Source organism: Mesorhizobium sp. M0815 (assembly GCF_040319995.1).
Classification (GTDB): Bacteria; Pseudomonadota; Alphaproteobacteria; order Rhizobiales; family Rhizobiaceae; genus Mesorhizobium.
This window is the reverse complement of sequence record NZ_JAMYOU010000011.1, coordinates 93221-108522: the sequence shown is the minus strand read 5'-3', so window position 1 is coordinate 108522 and position 15302 is coordinate 93221. Positions and strand designations below refer to the sequence as shown.

General features: G+C 62.9%; 14 protein-coding genes. 10 read left to right on the top strand and 4 right to left on the bottom strand.

Features of this window, described 5'->3' with window-relative positions:
• Positions 1–38 precede the first annotated feature (38 nt).
• Positions 39–1889: a peptidoglycan L,D-endopeptidase MepK gene (locus NKI01_RS14750; RefSeq protein WP_352963683.1), complete on the bottom strand. Its 1851-nt coding sequence runs from the start codon at positions 1887–1889 to the stop codon at positions 39–41.
• A 359-nt stretch (positions 1890–2248) separates the two neighbouring features.
• On the bottom strand, positions 2249–3811 hold the full coding sequence (locus NKI01_RS14745) for a sigma-54-dependent transcriptional regulator (protein ID WP_352546778.1): 1563 nt from the start codon (positions 3809–3811) through the stop codon (positions 2249–2251).
• 152 nt (positions 3812–3963) lie between these two features.
• Between NKI01_RS14745 and NKI01_RS14740 the strand changes: the two genes are divergently transcribed.
• The 6 genes from NKI01_RS14740 (at position 3964) to NKI01_RS14715 (ending at position 10161) form a co-directional block, all read left to right on the top strand.
• A complete protein-coding gene (locus NKI01_RS14740; RefSeq protein ID WP_352640197.1) occupies positions 3964–5799 on the top strand; it encodes a M3 family oligoendopeptidase in 1836 nt (611 codons plus the stop codon).
• A gap of 391 nt (positions 5800–6190) precedes the next feature.
• Positions 6191–7000: a helix-hairpin-helix domain-containing protein gene (locus NKI01_RS14735; RefSeq protein WP_352481948.1), complete on the top strand. Its 810-nt coding sequence runs from the start codon at positions 6191–6193 to the stop codon at positions 6998–7000.
• 158 nt (positions 7001–7158) lie between these two features.
• The gene (locus tag NKI01_RS14730; RefSeq protein WP_352963678.1) at positions 7159–8310 is read left to right on the top strand and encodes an aminodeoxychorismate synthase component I; all 1152 of its coding nucleotides are present in this window, start codon (positions 7159–7161) and stop codon (positions 8308–8310) included.
• Complete coding sequence (locus NKI01_RS14725) at positions 8259–8921, top strand: aminotransferase class IV family protein (protein WP_352494712.1); 663 nt, start codon at positions 8259–8261, stop codon at positions 8919–8921. The genes NKI01_RS14730 and NKI01_RS14725 overlap by 52 nt, the downstream gene beginning before the upstream one ends.
• Before the next feature lie 17 nt (positions 8922–8938).
• The gene (locus tag NKI01_RS14720; RefSeq protein WP_023720190.1) at positions 8939–9226 is read left to right on the top strand and encodes a YciI family protein; all 288 of its coding nucleotides are present in this window, start codon (positions 8939–8941) and stop codon (positions 9224–9226) included.
• Positions 9223–10161 (top strand): heme-dependent oxidative N-demethylase family protein, encoded by a 939-nt coding sequence (locus NKI01_RS14715; protein ID WP_352481946.1) that lies wholly within the window; start codon positions 9223–9225, stop codon positions 10159–10161. The genes NKI01_RS14720 and NKI01_RS14715 overlap by 4 nt, the downstream gene beginning before the upstream one ends.
• Before the next feature lie 98 nt (positions 10162–10259).
• On the opposite strand, the gene NKI01_RS14710 is transcribed toward NKI01_RS14715, so the two are convergent.
• Together NKI01_RS14710 and NKI01_RS14705 are read right to left on the bottom strand one after the other, a co-directional pair.
• Entirely contained in the window at positions 10260–10703 is a 444-nt protein-coding gene (locus NKI01_RS14710; protein ID WP_352963675.1) for a DUF6640 family protein, read from the bottom strand.
• 15 nt (positions 10704–10718) lie between these two features.
• Positions 10719–11045 carry a MoaF-related domain-containing protein gene (locus NKI01_RS14705; protein WP_156948115.1) on the bottom strand — a complete coding sequence of 109 codons (327 nt, stop codon included), beginning with the start codon at positions 11043–11045 and terminating at the stop codon, positions 10719–10721.
• A 195-nt stretch (positions 11046–11240) separates the two neighbouring features.
• Between NKI01_RS14705 and NKI01_RS14700 the strand changes: the two genes are divergently transcribed.
• From NKI01_RS14700 to NKI01_RS14685, 4 genes are all read left to right on the top strand, one after another.
• Positions 11241–12290 (top strand): LacI family DNA-binding transcriptional regulator, encoded by a 1050-nt coding sequence (locus tag NKI01_RS14700; RefSeq protein ID WP_352481942.1) that lies wholly within the window; start codon positions 11241–11243, stop codon positions 12288–12290.
• A 191-nt stretch (positions 12291–12481) separates the two neighbouring features.
• On the top strand, positions 12482–13207 hold the full coding sequence (locus NKI01_RS14695; RefSeq protein ID WP_352963672.1) for a hypothetical protein: 726 nt from the start codon (positions 12482–12484) through the stop codon (positions 13205–13207).
• Complete coding sequence (locus NKI01_RS14690) at positions 13204–13686, top strand: hypothetical protein (protein ID WP_352963669.1); 483 nt, start codon at positions 13204–13206, stop codon at positions 13684–13686. Before NKI01_RS14695 ends, NKI01_RS14690 begins: the two co-directional genes overlap by 4 nt.
• Positions 13687–13808: 122 nt before the next feature.
• The gene (locus NKI01_RS14685; RefSeq protein ID WP_023720184.1) at positions 13809–15254 is read left to right on the top strand and encodes a homospermidine synthase; all 1446 of its coding nucleotides are present in this window, start codon (positions 13809–13811) and stop codon (positions 15252–15254) included.
• The last annotated feature ends 48 nt before the right edge of the window (positions 15255–15302 follow it).

Here is a 15302-nt window from a genome sequence, read left to right as displayed (position 1 = left end):
CGGTTGCCAGCGCGGCCTCTACGATATTTGCCCAGCTGTTATTCGGTCTGGAAGCGGGCCACCGACATGAACTTGACGGCCTTGCCGGTGAACCGGTTGGCGTCGGCCATCTCGTTGCCCGGCTGGAAGCCGACGGTATAGACCTCGCTCGGTGCCGTACGGACGAAGTCGTAAGCATAGCGCGGCGCCGTTGTCGCGTCTGAAACGGTCGCGACATACTCGCCGCTGTGCAGCGCCCAACGGGCAGCCTGCGGCGCGGCAGCGACCACCACCGGCTTGGGGCCTGGTTTCAGGTCGCGGGCGGTGGCCCTGGGTTCCTTGCGTGTGGTCTTCACGCCCGCGCCGATGACGGCCGTCGGGTCGGAGCCGGCCGGGCGGGCAACGATGGCCTTGCGCGGCGACGCCCCGTCGCTCGATGCGTCGTCACTCGCCGGTTCCTCGAACACCGATGCTTGCTCGGAAAGCGAAGCGACTTTGTATTCGTCGGTCGCGCTGACCCGTTCCAGAACGGCCTTGACCTCGTCGGGCTGCGAACTGTCGGGCCGCGCCGACGGCAATACCGAGAATGCATCGGTGGCGGTGTTGCTCCGCTCGGCCGCACTCGCGAGCGCCAGCAATACTTGCTTGTCCTGCGGCGCAAGACCAGCCGACGAAAGATCGGCCGGCAGCGAATGATCGGGCCGCCAACTCGGCACGGGAATGTTGTTTGTCGCGACCTGCACCGGGCCGGCCGTAGCCGACGCGTCTGCCATGCCGAACGGAACACTTGCCGACGCCACACTTGCCGGCGCTTGCGCGGTTGCCACCGCCTGTTCGGTGGATGCAGTCGCATCCGCCACGCCGAACGGAACGTTTTCAGGCGGCTGGGCACCGATGTCGGCCTTCGGGCGCGGAGCAAAATCCGGCAGCGGAATGCTGCGCGCCGGCAATGCCGCGATGATCGTCTCCGGCGTGTCGTTCTCCGGTTCAGGCGCAGGCGCCGGAGCATCGGCGACTTCCGGAATCTCGGCACGCTTGGCATCCCGAGGCGCCACGATGGCGATGCCAGGCAGATTGCTGCTCTTGGCCGACGGCGCTGGCTTCACGTTACGGGGCTTTGGCGCTGGCTCGGCCATCGCCACATCGGCGCTGTCGTCCGCCTCGTCGTCGCCGCCGCCGAAGAAGGCTGCCAGGAAGCCGCGGGATTTTTTTCCACCGCCGCTTGCGCTGGCCAGTTCGATGGCCGGCGCGCCGGCGCCCTTACGGGCCTTGTAGGAGGCGAGCGCCTGTTGATAACCGGGCAGCGGCTTGCCGTCGCTCGGCACATGCAGCGTCTTGCCGTTGGGGAACACGCGCGCCAGTTCCTGGCGGCTGATGCCGGGCCAGTGGCGCACATTGCCGACATCCATATGCACGAAGGGCGAGCCGGAGCTGGGATAATAGCCGACGCCGCCGCCCTGCATCCTGAGGCCGATGTCGCGCAGCTTCTTCAGCGGCACACCGGGAATGTAGAAATCCATCGCCCTGCCGAGCATGTGCTGGCTCTTCTCGGCGACGCCCCTACTGCGGCTGCGCAGCATCGAATTCGTCGACGGCGAACGATAACCGCAGACGACCTGGATATAGTCGGTGGCGCCGCTCTCCCGATAGGCTTCCCAGACCAGGTCCAGCAGGCGCGGATCCATCTTGGTCGGCTCGTTGCGACGCCAGTCGCGCAGGATGATGTTGATCTTTCGCAAGCCCGCTTGATCGTAGCGGCCGTTGCGCTTGTAGACGATCTCCGCCTTTTCATGCGTGTGGAGATGATAGAGCTTCAGCGAACGTGTCTCGGCGCCGGCGCCGGTTGCCGCCGTTGCAAGGAACCCGACGGCAACAATCACCGCTGCCAGCCATCTCGGCCAGACGCTCATGTGATAATGCCGCCCGTTTTTGTGTCGTTCGATTCTGTTCAAATCAAAAGGCCTTGCAGGCTGCCGTTTTGTCCCCGGATTTGACCAAACGGATGCGTTAGATGTGCATCCGAATATCGATCCTAATGGTTAATCATCGCTTATTGAAGCCGAAATGCGGTAACACCGTGGCGATATCCCGCCAAAAATATTGCGCAGGATATCTTGGTAAACCGCTGGTTTAGATCATGTTTTGGCGCCAGCTCGAAACACGATCTGTTACCGTCCGCCTTAATACGTGAACATTGCGGCGAACACGTCATTACGAGACTCAGTTGCCTGGAATGATGTCCGGATGAGAACCGGCTTGGCCCTGTGACTCAGGAAGCGAGCCTCTCGACACGGCCGGTCTCCGGGTCGATGCCGTATTCCTTGAGCTTGCGGTAGAGCGTCGACCGGCCGATGCCGAGGCGGCGGGCGACCTCGCTCATCTGGCCGTTGTAGTGGTCGATGGCGAGCTTGATCATTTCGAGCTCGACATCGGCCAGCGCACGCACATTGCCGCGCTCGTCGAGCGCCCGCAGCGTGCCGAAGCGGGGTCTGGCCGGCGCGTTGGGCTCGGCCGCGGCGGCGCCGACGGCGGCCGGGATGTTATCACGCGGCAGGCTGCCCGAAGCCAATCCGGAAGCTGGCCACCCTGAAGCTGGCCCCCCTGAAGCTGGCGAGGCGATATCCGCATCGAGATTGACCGTGCCCTCGACCTGCGCCCGGATCTGCGGGAACTCTTCTTCGGTCAGCATGTCGCCCTCGGCGAGCACCGAAGCCCGGAAGACGGCATTTTCGAGCTGCCTTATATTGCCCGGCCAGTCATAGGCCTGCAGCATGGCGAGCGCCGCAGCCGAGATGCCTCGCAGACGGTGGCGCGGATCGGCGGGCGCCATCTTCTCCATGAAGTGCTCGACCAGATGGGGAATGTCGTCGCGACGGTCGCGCAATGGCGGCACGAAGATCGGATAGACGTTCAGACGATAGAACAGATCCTCGCGGAACTTGCCGTCCTTTACCTGCTGCAGCAGGTTGCGATGGGTTGCCGAGATCAGCCTGATGTCGACCCTGACGGTCGAGCGCCCGCCTACCGGATCGACCTCGCCGTCCTGTACGGCGCGCAACAGCTTGACCTGCACGTCGAGCGGCAGGTCGCCGATTTCGTCGAGGAACAGCGTGCCCGAATGCGCTTCGACGAACTTGCCGGTGTGTTTTTCGGTGGCGCCGGTGAACGAGCCCTTTTCGTGACCGAACAGGATCGATTCGACCAGATTGTCGGGGATGGCGCCGCAATTGACGGTGACGAAGGGTTTCGAGCGGCGGTCGCCGCTGCCCTGGATGGCGCGCGCCACCAGTTCCTTGCCGACGCCGGATTCACCCTCGATCAGGATCGGAATGTTGGACGCCGCCGCCTTGCGGCCGAGCCGGATCACCCGATCCATCGCCGGACTGTGAGTGATCATGTCCTTGAACGTCAGATGGCCGCCGCGCTGCCGTGACGAGCGCTTCACTTCGCCTTCGAGCGCTTCGACCTTGAGGGCATTGCCGATCGACGCCTGCAGCCTGTCGGGAGAGGCCGGCTTGACGACGAAGTCGAAGGCGCCGTGACGCATTGCCGAAACGACGGTTTCGATGCCGCCCTGGGCGGTCTGCACGATGACGGGAATGTGGATGCCGCGCTCGCGCATTGCCTTCAGCACGCCGATGCCATCGAGGCCCGGCATCATCAGGTCGAGGATGACCACCGAGACGTCGCGCGCATTAGGCCCGTCGACAACATCGAGACCGGCCTCGCCGCCATCGGCGACGATCGCGGTGTGGCCGAATTTCGTCACCGCCGCCTCGAGCAGCCTGCGCTGCACCGGATCGTCATCGACTATGAGTATGGAAGCTGCCATGACTGATCCGACCGTGCCCGCCCGAGAATGCGCCCTATGGATCATCTTGGCACAGGGTTCTAAATAAGCTTTCAAAAAACCCGGTGAATGAATTCCTTAGGATTTGACCGGCTTCTCGTTTCCTCGAATTTTCGTGTCTGGAAGGATCGGCAATGCGCATGGTTTTTGCTCGAAAGCTGGCGGCGGCGTCCGGTCAGGGCGTGGCGGAGCTTGGCGACCTGCCGGAATGGAATCTGGCCGATCTCTATTCGGGCATGGAAGCGCCCGAGTTGAAGCGCGACATCGCCAAGGCCGCCGCCGATGCCATCGCCTTCGAGAGCCGTTGGAAACGCACGCTCGCCGCCGAGGCCGGGCGTGGCAGCGCCGGCAGGCTGGGCGAGGCGCTCCAGGCCTATGAAGCGCTGGAGGAGCTGATCGGCCGGATCGTCTCCTATGCCGGGCTTGTCTATGCCGGCAACACGTCGGATCCGCAGCGCGCCAAGCTCTATGGCGACATCCAGGAAAAGATGACCGATGCCAGCGCGCACCTGCTGTTTTTCGCGCTCGAGCTGAACCTCATCGACGATGGCGCGATCGAAAACGCACTCGCCGCCGATCCGGCCTTCGCCCACTACCGGCCCTGGGTGCTCGATCTGCGCAAGGACAAGCCATATCAGCTCGAAGACCGCATCGAGCAACTCTTCCACGAAAAGTCGATCACCGGGCGCGGGGCCTGGAACCGCCTGTTCGACGAGACGATGACCGATTTGCGCTTCGGCCTCGACGGCGAGGAGTTGACGCTTGAGCCGGCGCTCAATCGCCTGCAGGACGCCGACGGCGAGGTGCGCCGCCGGGCGTCCGAAGCGCTGGCCGCAACTTTCCGCAAGAATTTGCGCGTCTTCACGCTGATTACCAACACGCTGGCCAAGGACAAGGAGATCTCCGACCGCTGGCGGGGCTTCGAGGACATTGCCGATTCCCGCCATCTCGCCAACCGCGTCGAACGCAGCGTGGTGGACGCACTCGCCGCGGCGGTTCGCGACGCCTATCCGCGCCTGTCGCATCGCTATTATGCGATGAAGGCGCGCTGGCTCGGCATGGACGTGATGAACCATTGGGACCGAAACGCGCCCCTGCCGGAGACCCCGCAGGCGGTCATCGGCTGGGACGAGGCCAAGAACACCGTGCTTTCCGCCTATCAGCGCTTTTCACCCGACATGGCGGAGATCGCCAGAACTTTCTTCGACCGCAACTGGATCGATGCACCGGTGAGACCCGGCAAGTCGCCTGGTGCCTTCGCCCATCCGACCGTGCCTTCGGCGCATCCTTATGTGTTGCTCAACTACATGGGCAAGCCGCGCGACGTGATGACGCTGGCGCACGAGCTCGGCCACGGCGTGCACCAGGTGCTGGCCGGCGGCCAGGGCGCCCTGATGGCGTCGACGCCGCTGACGCTGGCCGAAACCGCATCGGTGTTCGGCGAAATGCTGACCTTTCGCTCGTTGCTCGAGCAGACCACCGACAAGCGCGAACGCAAGGCCATGCTCGCCCAGAAAGTCGAGGACATGATCAACACGGTCGTGCGCCAGGTCGCCTTCTACGAGTTCGAGCGCAAGGTGCATGCCGAGCGCAAGAGCGGCGAATTGACCTCCGACAAGCTCGGCCAATTCTGGCTGGAAGTGCAGGCGGAAAGCCTCGGGCCGGCGATCAAGCTACGCGAGGGGTACGAGGTTTTCTGGACCTATATCCCGCACTTCATCCACTCGCCTTTCTACGTCTATGCCTATGCATTCGGCGATTGCCTGGTGAACTCGCTCTACGCGGTCTACCAGAACGCCGAGCGCGGCTTTCAGGAGAAATATTTTGCCATGCTGCGCGCCGGCGGCACCAAGCATCATTCCGAGCTTCTGGCGCCGTTCGGCCTTGACGCGGCGGACCCTGCCTTCTGGCAGATCGGGCTTGGTGTGATCAGCGGACTGATCGACGAGCTGGAAGCACTGGACAAGTGATGCGCAACACTGGGTGATGCGCAACACCGGGTGACCGGGTTTTCCAGAACAGTTTAGCTGCAATGCATATTGACGATGGTTCTATTCTTGTCTTGGATATTTGTTCTTAAATAACTTTCCATGGAAGTTTTCCGTTAGATTCCCGTAAGCTGTATGATAGCGTCCGCCCTCAAGCTCAGCCGGGCACGAATGGATCCGGTCGGAAAGTCCCGACCGGTCATGGCGCGTCGGCGGATGCGACAACGGTTGTTGGCCAGGGGCAAACCGGTCGCCGACAGCTCGATCGAAGCCGGCTGTTCTGCAAATTGCGGAACCACCATCGAATGGTCCTTCGCCGAGGTCATGGCTCCACAGGCCAGGGCGGACGGATCGGACTGGAGAGAGAAAGACAATGGGCACTTTTTTCTACATGCTCCTGGCGTTCCTGGTAGGTGTGTTGGTTGGCTGGTTCATTTGGGGACGCCTGCGTGGCGAACTCGACAGTTTGCGCGGCGATCTCGACCGCACGCGCAGCGAACGCGACAGATTGCGGGCCGATAGCGACCGTCTGACCGGTGAGTTGGATGCATGCGGCCGCGCCCGCGCCGACCTCGAGCGGCGGCTGGGCGAGGCGCCGGCCGCCAAGGCGCCAACCGCGAAGGCGGCAACAGCCAAGGCGCCAGCCGCCAAGGCCGGCGCGACCAAGGCGGCGATGCAGGCACCGTCAACCCTGATGTCGACATCCGCGCCGGCCAAACCGGCGCCGAAGAAATCTGCAACGGCCAAGGCTGCGACCGCGCCACGCACAAGTGCGGCGAAAACGGCAACGCCGAAGCCGGCTGCATCGAAAGCGAGCGCCGCACCCAAGACTGCGCCAGCGGCAAAAAAGCCTGCGCCAGCGGCAAGCAAGGCTGCGCCGGCGGCAAAGAAAGCCGCGACCGGCAACGCAACGACCGCAGCGGCGGGCAAAGCCAACGATCTGCGTCGCCTGATCGGCATCGGCCCGACCAACGAGCGGCTGCTCAAAGGGCTTGGGGTCACGACCTATGCCCAGATCGCCGCCTGGACGCCCGACGATGTCAGGCGGATCGAGGCGACGTTGAATTTCGACGGACGCATCGAACGTGAACGCTGGATCGAGCAGGCGAAACTGCTTGCCGCCGGCGACGAAAAGGAATTTGCGCGCCGCTTCCCGACCGCGGGGGAAGCCAGCAACACCTGATCCATCGCAAGGCGGCATTTGGAACAAGGCGGCGCTCTCGGGCGCCGCTTTTGTTTTTGCCCCGCCGCGCCTTTGCGTCTTGAGACGCCGTTCCCTCGATTGCGCACGGTCGAGCCCCCATATAGATCGATCGCTGGTGACCGCAGCATCCGAGCCTTATGTCCCTGCCCCTGCCCTTTGCAATTTTCCGGAACGACGAGACCGCGCGTCAGCTCGTTTTCGACCGGCCGGCCGAGATCATCTCGGCGCATGGCGAGGCGGACTTCCTGCCGGCGCTTGAAGCCGCGCAGGCTGCACATGATGGGGGCAAATGGCTGGCCGGCTATTTCTCCTACGAGGCCGGCTACCTGCTCGAGCCCAAGCTCGTTCCGCTGCTGCCAGCCGGCCGCCGCGCCCCGCTTTTCTGCCTCGGCGTGTTCGACCCGCCGGTCGAAGAGACGGTCGCGCCAGGCGATCTGCCGGCTAGCAACGGCCCAATCTTCGACCCCAAGGCAGCCTGGTCCTCGGACGACTACGCCAAACGCTTTGCCAGGCTGCATGACCACATCCGCAAGGGCGACTGCTACCAGGGCAATCTGACCTTTCCGGTCCACGCGCAATGGTCGGGCGATCCGCTGGACGCCTTCAACGCGCTGACCGAACGCCAGCCGGTGAAGTATGGGGCGCTGGTCGCGCTTGGCGATCCGATCGTCTTGTCGCGTTCGCCGGAACTGTTCTTCGAGGTCGACGCGGAAGGCATGATCGAGACGCATCCGATGAAAGGCACTGCGCCGCGCGGCGCCACCAAGGCGGAGGACGATCGCCTGAAAGCGTTCTTGCGCAACGACGAGAAGAACCAGGCCGAGAACCGGATGATCGTCGATCTCCTGCGCAACGACATCTCACTGATCAGCGAGGTTGGCACGCTCGATGTGCCGGAGCTTTTCCGCATCGAGACCTACCCGACGGTCCACCAGATGGTGAGCCGCGTGCGGGCGAAACTTTTGCCCGGCCTCGCCATCCGCCAGATTTTCGCCGCGCTGTTCCCCTGCGGTTCGATCACCGGCGCGCCGAAGATCCGTGCCATGGAGATCCTGCGCGAGCTGGAAGGTGGCCCGCGCGATGTCTATTGCGGCGCCATAGGCTGGATCGCCCCCGGCGGCCGGATGCGCTTTTCGGTGGCGATCCGCACCATCTCGCTCTTTGCCAATGGCGAGGCAGTCTACAATGTCGGCGGTGGCGTCGTCTTCGATTCGACAGCCGAAGAGGAGTACCAGGAGTGTCTGCTGAAAGCCCGTTTCGCGACGGGAACACTGCCGATCTCGAACTGATCGAAACAATGCGCTGGGAACCCGGCTCGGGTTTCCTCCGTTTCGACCGCCATCTCGCGCGGCTTTACGGCTCGGCAGACGAACTCGGCTTCGGCTGCGACCCGCAACGGGTCGGTGAAGCGCTGATGAATGCGGTCGGCCGCCAGCACATTGCGTTGCGCACTCGCCTCGTCCTGTCGCGCAAGGGCGATGTAGCGGTTTCGGTGCAGCCCTACGCGCCGCTCGCCGCAGACAAGGTCTGGACCGTGCAGCTGGCGCGCGTGCGGCTTGATTCGAGCGATATGCTGCTGCGCCACAAGACCAGCCGCCGACAAATCTATACGCGCGCCCGCGCCGAATATCTCGCCGGCCGGGCCGACGAGGTGCTGCTCGCCAATGAGCGCGGCGAAATCTGCGAGGGCACGATCACCAATGTCTTTGCCGAATTCGGCGACGGCGTGCTGGCCACGCCGCGGCTCGATTGCGGCCTGCTGCCTGGCGTCCTGCGCGGCGAACTGCTGGATCAAGGCCGCGCCCGCGAAGCAATCTACACATGGAGCGAACTGAAATCGGCCAAGGCGCTGTTCGTCGGCAACTCGCTGCGCGGATTGATCCCGGCGCGGCTGGGCTGAAGCATCGGGAGACAACAATGTTCGTGGTTTCGCTGAAGTATACGGTGCCGCTGACCGAGATCGACAGCCTGCAGCAAGCGCATGTCGAGTGGCTGAAGGCCTGTTATGCGGAAGGCATTTTTGTCGCCTCCGGGCCGAAGCGGCCGAGGACCGGCGGCATCATCATCGCGCGCGGTCCACGCGACGTGCTCGATGCCAGACTGGCGGACGATCCCTTCGCCAAGGCAGGCGCCGCCGATTACGAAATCACCGAATTCACGGCGAGAATGGCCGCTGCCGCACTGGAAGCCTACAAAGAAGCATGAGTTTCCGCCCACCGACCCACACACCCTATGACGGCTCGTCGAAACTGTTCACCATCGGGCTGAAGCCGCTCAATCTAGATAGATGGATCGAGATCGACGAATATCTGCTGCCCTATCTTGCCGAGAAACGCCGGCTTTATGCCGAAATTCCAGACAAGGTTTTTGTCGAGGAGCAAGCCACACGCGACGCCCAACGCGAAGTGCTCGATCTGCTCGGTGCGCATCTGGCGGCGAACTTTCCTGGGACCCACAGGCGTACCGACAACGGGATCGTGGTGATCGGCGGCACCGACAGTCTTGTAGGCTCAGGCACCGCAGCTTCTTTCAGCGATGCGCCGCTTGTCGCGGCCTCGTTGCTCGTCCAGGAGGATTTGATCCTGATGCGCCGCGACGAGAGCGGCTGGCGTCTGGCGGCCGGCTCGCTCTGCTTCCCCTCGTCATGGTCGCTGACCGAAAAATTCGGCAAGCCGCTGCAGCAGATCCATGCGCCGGTACCGGGTTTCGGTCCAGGCACACGCCCGGCCGATCTCATCAACCGCATGTTCGACGGCCTCCAGGGCCAAGCCGTCGAGCGCTACAACTGGTCGATCCAGGCGGGCGACGCGCTCTACCATCCGCTCTCCAATGTCGAACGCATCGACCGCGCCAGCAGTCGCCCGTCGAGATTCCCGGACGGTGACATCGACGCCCATGCCTTTATCCGCGTCGAGCGGCAGACGCTGAGAAAACTCCCCGTTTCGGGCGACGTACTCTTCACCATCCGCATCCATCTCGACCCGCTCGCCGTGCTGGAGCGCCACCGCGACCGTGCGGCGCTCGCAGCGTCCTTGGCCGAACAACTTCTGGCGCTGGACGAGGCCCAGCTCGACTACAAGGGGATGACCGCCGATCGTGACCGGCTGGTCGCGTGGCTTAGGGCGCTGGCGCTGTCCTAGAGCAGTTCATCGTTTCACGGAAACGCCGAACCGCTCCACCTCTTTGTTCTTGCGCAATTCCGGACGGAAAACCGTCTCACACTTTTCCCGGAATTGCCCTAAATCGCAGCCAGGCCCAGCAGCAGGATCGCCGACATCGCGGCAAAGACGGTGACGTTGACATCCCACCGCCAGCCCGCCGGTCCAAACGGCGGCCGGAACGGCGGGTAGCCGTTCTCGTCATACAGCACGCCACCATAGATCGACCGCGAGAGCATGGCCGCGAAGAATGCCCCATACATGGCCGCGGCCAATCCGCCGGCGAGATAGAGCCGCTCGGCTTCGAGTTGCCCCTTGATCCAGATGAGTCCGAGGGCAATCAGCGCCACCCCGGTATAGCTCAGCACCTGCCAGACGACGTGAAACCGGGCATGGGGAGTCCACAGTGGATTGGTGGCGTGGGTGGCGTTCAAGTCGGCTTTGATCGTCGCTACACCGTAACCCACGGTCGCGACGCTCAGCAGAATTCGAGCAAGCAGATGACTGTCATAAGCGAGTTCCATCGCATTTTCCTCCCCTCACGCCGGAACGGCTTGAATGGCGCCCTGAGCACAGAAGAGCTGCCCATCGGCCAGCCGCGCATAATTATGGACGATCCGGTTCTCGTGATCCTGCAACTGCACAATGAAGTTGCCGCTCTGCTCCGTCCAACTCGCGAGCACGAGATTCGGACGCACGCTGGTCAGGCCGACCTTGACCACCTCGTCGATTTCAGTGGTCCCGATCGACGCCTGGATATGCAATTCCTGCGGCGAAAGAAACGTCAGCCGTGGTACGAAGGGGCCGAAAACGCAGTCGAACGTCTTGCCTACGAGCGAGGCTGGAAAAGCATCGGTTTCTGCCATCATCCTCTCCTTGGGCATTGGCCGCTGCGACCATGCCATGTGACGATTCTCGGTGTCTCAGTCGCAGAAACACCCTCAGTATATGCTCTTGGAGCGCTCCAAGGAGCACGATCCCCCTATTTTGGTTTTGAGTCAATAAAATTCTTGGAGCGCTCCAAAAAATGGTCTACCTCAGGGAAAACGAGTGAATCGCCAATGCCCACCCTAGCCGATGTCGGCAAGGCTGCCGGAGTTTCCCGGGGGACTGTCTCCAACGTCTTCAACCGGCCGGAGCTGGTCAGGCCCGAATTGCGCGAGCGCGTCGAAGCGGCCGCGCGAGCGCTCGGGTTTGGCGGCCCCGATCCGAAAGGACGATTGCTGCGGGACGGCAAGTTCAATGCCATCGGGTTCATGCCGCCTGGCGCCTACGCCATCTCCGAAGTGATGAGAAGCCCATACGGCCGCGAGCTGGTGCTCGGCGTTTCGCTCGCCTGCGACGAGGCTGGAACGACGCTCAGCCTTGTAAACGGCACCGACAACACGCGCTTCGCCAGCATCCGCGATGCCCTGGTTGACGGCTTTATCCTTGGTCACAGCGCCGACATTGGTCTCATAATTTCGGTCCAGAGACGCCGTCTGCCCTTCGTCATTCTCGAAAGCGACGCAGGTCCCGACATCAATTCGATAAAGATCGACGGCAGGAGTGGCGCGGTTGCTGCCGTCCGGCACTTGACCGGGCTGGGGCACCGGCATTTTGCCATCCTTTCGGTGCGCCGGTCTCCCGGCCCGCCGATTGTCCACATGCCCGGAAAGGCAACGCGCCCGCTTCTGGCCGGCTTCCCGCTCGACGATGAAAGGCTCGACGGTTTCAAACAGGGTTTGGCGGAGGCGAATTTGTCGATCGACGATGCCCCGATCATCGAGACGATCCCGGGCGAGCCATCTGCCGGAGCAGTGGTGTTCGACAGGGCGCCTGAAGCAACCGCGATCCTGACCATGTCGGACTGGCAGGCGATCACGATCCTGGACGAGGCGGTTCGCCGCGGCATAGACGTGCCGGGCCACGTGTCGGTCGTCGGCTTCGATGGCACCGCTGAATCCGCACGCACCACGCCTCCGATGACCACTGTCGCACAAGACGTGATCGGAAAAGGCCGGCTTGCCGCCCGAATGGTCCTTGACAATGAAGCCCCCCGCCAAGTCGTTCTGCCGGTAGAACTGGTGGTTCGAGCCTCCACAGCCGCGCCGAGGACAAAAACCCGCTGAAACGGGCGGATGCGCCATCCGCACCAGGGGCGGCGCTCGCCGCGTCTTTTCGCTGAGCAGCCTCAGGTGCGGGACGAGGCACAACTTGACTATAAGGGCCTGACAGCCGACCGTGACTGCTGGCGCAAGACAGCTGTAACTTGCGGCTTGGGGGAAAAATGATCCAGCATCTTAGCAGGCCGGTCACGTTAATGGCCGCGATCCTGGTACTGTCGACAGCAGCCGAGGCGGAGCCGGTGACTTATGCCGGCAAGCTTGGAAAGAGCGATATCGTCGTCGAATTCACCGGCGACCCCGCCGCGCCCGGCGGCCCGCTGGCCGGCCGCTATTTCTACCGCTCGAAGGGCGTCGACATCCCGCTGCAGGCCCGGTCTCAAAAGGGCAGCAAGTTCGAACTGGCCGAGGAGGAGGCATGCGGCGCCGACAATTGCGATGACGGAAAGGCTGCGCCGATTGCCGCCGTCTGGCGCCTGGCCTCATCCAGTAACGGCAAAACCCTTGAAGGCAGCTGGAACGGAAAGAGCGCGCTGCCGCTCAGATTGGAACGGGTCGCAAGTCGGCAGGTGACCGAGAACGAGCCCAGCAGCCCGCTCGATCTCTACGATTTCAGCTTCATGAAGTTCTTCGGCAATGACACGCCGCTCACCATGGAAACGTCCCCTTATGACTATCTGCGGGTGGACACTCAGCTCGATAACGGCAAGACGACTGGTTGGCCGGACGCAACCTACCGCTATGTCGTCGACCCCCGCACCAATTTGCCACGCCGCGCATTGTCGAACTGTCCGGCGACGTTCCAATCGAGGCCGCGAACGCTCTGCTGCAAGACAGGCACTGGCGCGCCAACATCGGCGCACTGGGCTGCGTGGCGGCGCAGTATGCCGGTTTCAACGAAGGCGGGCCGATTGACGGTGTGAACGGCGGCACACTCGGCGGCTATGAGGACAGCACATTCGAAGTGACCTCGCTGACTCCGCGGCTGATGAGCTGGCGGGAGTCCGGCAGCATCTTCTGCGGCGGAGCGCATCCGACCAACTATTCGGACGCCTACATCATGGATGTGCGGCGCGGCGTCCTGCTCGGCCTTCAGGACATTTTCTTGGATACGATAGATGGCAAGCCCGGTCCTTCCCTCGCCTCCTTCGTCAAGCAGCGGCGCAAGAAACCGAGCGATCAGACCGATATTGATCACGAAGCCGAATGCGGCATCGACGATCTGATCGACGAAAATTTGGCTGCCAGCCTCTGGCGCGAGGGCGACAAGCAGGTTCTGGTGTTCGGGCTCCAGACCCTGCCGCATGCCATCCAGGCCTGCGCCGACGATCTGCTGGAACTGCCGGTCTCCGAGGCACGTGCCCTCTTCAAGCCGGAGTTTGCAAGTCTGGTCGAGCCGTAGCCGGGATGGCGCGGCGTAACGCCGGCCGTCCGATTTTCGCTTTATTGTGACAATGATCTATGGTTTGTCGCGCCGCGGCCAAGCCGCTGTTCCGAAGCGTTTTTTGAGGGAGTAATCGATAAATGGTGAATGAAAACTGGCCCGTTTACGGTGAGATCACCGGCCCTGTGGTGATGATCGGCTTCGGCTCGATCGGACGGGGAACGCTGCCGCTGATCGAGCGCCATTTCAAATTCGACAAGTCGCGCATGACGGTCATCGACCCGCGCGACACCGACCGCAAATTGCTCGACGAGCGCGGCATCACCTTCATGCAGGACGCGGTGACCAAGAAGAACTACAAGAAGCTGCTGACACCGCTTTTGACCAATGGCGGCGGCCAGGGCTTTTGCGTCAACCTGTCGGTCGACACTTCCTCGCTCGAACTCATGAAGCTCTGCCGCAAGCTTGGCGTCCTCTATATCGACACGGTGGTCGAGCCCTGGCTCGGCTTTTATTTCGACGAAAAGGCCGACAATGCCTCACGCACCAACTATGCGCTGCGCGAGACGGTGCGTACTGAAATCGCGAAGAACCCAGGCGGCACCACGGCGATCTCGTGCTGCGGCGCCAATCCGGGCATGGTCTCGTGGTTCGTCAAGCAGGCGCTGGTCAACCTCGCCACAGATCTTGGCCTCGATTTCTCGGAGCCCGCGCAGCACGATCGCGAAGGCTGGGCCAGGCTGATGAAGAAAGCCGGCGTCAAGGGCATCCATATCGCCGAGCGCGACACCCAGCGCACCAAGAAACCCAAGCCGATGAACGTGTTCTGGAACACCTGGTCGGTCGAAGGCTTCATTTCGGAAGGCCTGCAGCCGGCCGAGCTCGGTTGGGGCACGCATGAGACGTGGATGCCGAAGAACGCCAAAAAACACAAGAACGGCTCGAAGGCCGCGATCTTTCTGGAGCAGCCCGGCGCCAACACGCGCGTGCGCACATGGTGCCCGACGCCCGGTCAGCAATACGGCTTCCTGGTGACGCATAATGAGGCGATTTCAATTGCCGATTTCTTCACCTTGCGCGGCAAGAAGGGCAAGGTGCAGTACCGGCCGACCTGCCATTACGCCTATCATCCCTGCAACGACGCCGTGCTGTCACTGCACGAGATGTTCGGTGCCGCCGGCGAGGCTCAGCCCGTGCATCACGTGCTCGACGAAAACGAACTGGTCGATGGCATCGACGAACTCGGCGTGCTGCTCTACGGTCACGCCAAGAACGCCTACTGGTACGGCTCGCAGTTGTCGCTGGCCGAGGCGCGCAAGCTGGCGCCCTACCAGAACGCCACCGGCATGCAGGTCACGTCGGCGGTGCTGGCCGGCATGGTTTGGGCGCTGGAAAATCCCGAGGCCGGCATCGTCGAAGCCGACGAGATGGATTACAAGCGCTGCCTCGACGTGCAGAACCCATATCTCGGGCCGGTCAGGAGCTATTATACCGACTGGACACCGCTCGACAATCGACCTGGTCTGTTTTCCGAGGACCTCGACACCAAAGACCCGTGGCAATTCCGCAACATCCTCGTTCGATAGCAGCGTTGCGTCGACACTCCGCCAGCTTGCAATCGCCCGGAAATCGGG